This is a genomic window from Candidatus Eisenbacteria bacterium (genome assembly GCA_016867495.1).
Classification (GTDB): domain Bacteria; phylum Eisenbacteria; class RBG-16-71-46; order CAIMUX01; family VGJL01; genus VGJL01.
The window spans coordinates 1-2,512 of record VGJL01000285.1; the positions used below are offsets into that span (position 1 = coordinate 1).

The 2,512-nt window shown below is 64.6% G+C and carries 2 protein-coding genes; both read right to left on the bottom strand.

Annotated elements, in window-relative coordinates:
- On the bottom strand, positions 1-1,422 hold a 1,422-nt coding region (locus FJY88_13495), incomplete at its 3' end, for a GWxTD domain-containing protein (protein MBM3288341.1).
- 86 nt (positions 1,423-1,508) lie between these two features.
- Complete coding sequence (locus FJY88_13500) at positions 1,509-2,477, bottom strand: PorV/PorQ family protein (GenBank protein MBM3288342.1); 969 nt, start codon at positions 2,475-2,477, stop codon at positions 1,509-1,511.
- Positions 2,478-2,512 lie beyond the last annotated feature (35 nt).

Genomic DNA, 2,512 nt, shown 5'->3' on the forward strand with positions numbered 1-2,512 from the left:
CCGCATGTCCCCGTATCCAAGATCGTCGACGAAGATGAACTTCAGCCCGGTTGTTCGGATGCCGAGCTCCAGATCGGGGAAGAGCGGCTCCCCACGAACCTGGTAGCTCCAGATCTCGTAGGCCCGCGCGTCGTGCGTCGACCTGTGGCGCGTCAAGTCGTCCCGTGGATTCATCCTTCCCGAGCCGGAGATGTCATCGAGGTTGCCGGCGCCCGTCTCCCCAGGGAAGACGTTCGCCAGGAGGTCGAGATCCTGCGGATTGAGTTCCTTGGTCATCTCGTCAGGAGAACCGAATCGTATGAACACTCGACCCCGATCGGAGAGCATCCCCCTCTTGAGCGCCGTCCCGAAGAAACGATCGGCGTGTTGGACTCGCGCGAGAAAAACATCCCGCAGCTCGTTGTTGCCCGTGGAGGGATCAGGGTCGTGGGCGCGCCACAGGTCATCGGAATAGGCCTCCCGCTCGCCAGGCGACATCTCCCGCACCTTCTCGTACTCGACATTGTTCAGAAGGACATAGGCCTCCTCGAGCGCCGCCTTGGAGTCCCGCTTCCACGACTCAGCCTGCCAGAGGATCTGGAAGTCCGCGCCGACCTCGCAGTCCCCGCCCCTCGTTGCCTCGATCTCGAGCCGGTAGAGCCCGGCTGCGAGGGTCGAGAGATCGGCGGCCAGAACAAAGGAGGCGGTTCCATCTCGGGCAACGAGGGCGCTGTCGGCGCCCTGCAGGACGATTCGCTTGTCCTTCCGGTTGCGAACACGGTAAGCGATCGCATCCACCTCTCGGCCTTCGGCGAAGGCGAGGAGGGATGTGTGATAGAGCCCGAAGAACCTCGATGGGTTGGGGAGGAGCCGACGACGAACCGGGATGTCCGCCCCCTCCTCCGATCGATCGATGTCCCACAGGAAGACGATGTCGGAGAGGCCGCATCGTTTTCGATCTTCCTCGAAGCGGCCGTATGCCTCGCCCCGCATCTTCTTCGCCTGCAGGGCGTCCAGGAGGCCCCGCTTTCTGCCGGAGAGGTCCAGGACCGTCACGCGGAGCTGGCGCACGCCCTTGGGCGACTCGAGACGGAGCGTCAAGAGGATCCGCTCAGGAACGGAACTCCCTCGACCGGCGGCCCTATTGAGGTCCACCCAGATCGAGTCGGTCTTCGCGCCGCCGATCTCGTCCCCATCCGCATCCTCGAGGCGAGTCTCCACCAGGAGCCGGGTCCAGCCCGAGGAGTCGGGAGAGGCGGTCAGGGACGCCGCCGGGAGTCCGAGATAGATCTCGATCTCCGGAGAGGGCGGCGGGCCCAGGCGCGCCGCATCTAGGTCGAAGCGGATATCGCCGCTCGCCTGAACGGGCAACACGGCGGCATCCTCCCCCCCGCTGAAGGGGAGGATGCCCGCAAACACCAGCATGGTCCAAAGAGGTGGCATGCCCGATCCCCGGACGCTCTCGGCCGCAGAGGAGCCGCGCGGGGGCGCTCCCGAGCCTGCGGAGTGCCTGACCCTCCCCGCCGGTCCTAGAAGCGGAAGTCCACCGAGACCCGGTGCACGCCGCCCAGGGTGCTCATGTCCACGTACGAGTAGTCGACCGACGTCTCGGAGTTGAGGCTCGAGGGAACCTTGAACCCCAGACCCGCCGAGAACCGCTCGAGGTCGTACTTGAACAGGTAGCCGCCGCGGACGAAGAAGAACTCCTTGAAGCCATACTCGGCTCCCCAGTTCGCCCGCTCGTTGTTGTCAGGCGGATGGCTGAACTCCGCGGAGGAGACGACCCTGTGCATCGCGTCCTCGTAGAGGCTCATCGACATCCCGACCCTGAAAACAGTCGGCATCTTGACGGTATCATCGATGAACTGCATGTCGGTTCCGATGTTCTGAATCGACATGCCGATCCGAAGCGAACGGTACCCGGTGTCGTAGAGGGTCCCGAAGTCGAACGTGTAGGCCGACGCGGTGTATGTCGCCAGCGTGGACTGGACGAAGTTCCCCGAGAGACCCGCCGAGAACTTGTCGGTCAGAGACCGGGCGTACGTCAGGCCGAAGGCTACATCGCCGGCGTCGAAGCTCCTTCCCTCCCCGTCGGGACGATAGACCGTCCGGACCGGCTGGGAGTCCATGTAGAGGGCCCGAGCGTTCGCGGCGAAGGTCCCGGGCAGGAACCCCACGTGGAACACATAGACCGCCTGGGTGAACGAGATGTCGGCCAACCACGCGGTGTGGTTCAGGGCCACGGAGTTCTTCTGAATCCGGGCCACTCCTGCCGGATTCCAGTAGACTGCCGAGGGGTCGTTGGCGACCGACACGAAGGCCGATCCCATCGCCGTGGCGCGGGCTCCGACCCCGAGCTTCAGGAACTGCCCGCCGACCGTGCCCACCTTCTCGAACTCCTCACCCGCATGAACCAGGCCGGGAATCGCCAGCGCCAGGATCAGCAGTGAGATGCTTCTCGCCCTGGGAGAGCTTACCATCTTCCTCTTCCCTTTCATCGCCGTGCCCCCCTATCGGATGACGGTGAAGCGGC

What these genes read in the sequence shown, in the direction of transcription:
- FJY88_13500 (MBM3288342.1), bottom strand. Translation starts at nt 2,477, where the DNA reads ATGAAAGGGAAGAGGAAGATGGTAAGCTCTCCCAGGGCGAGAAGCATC.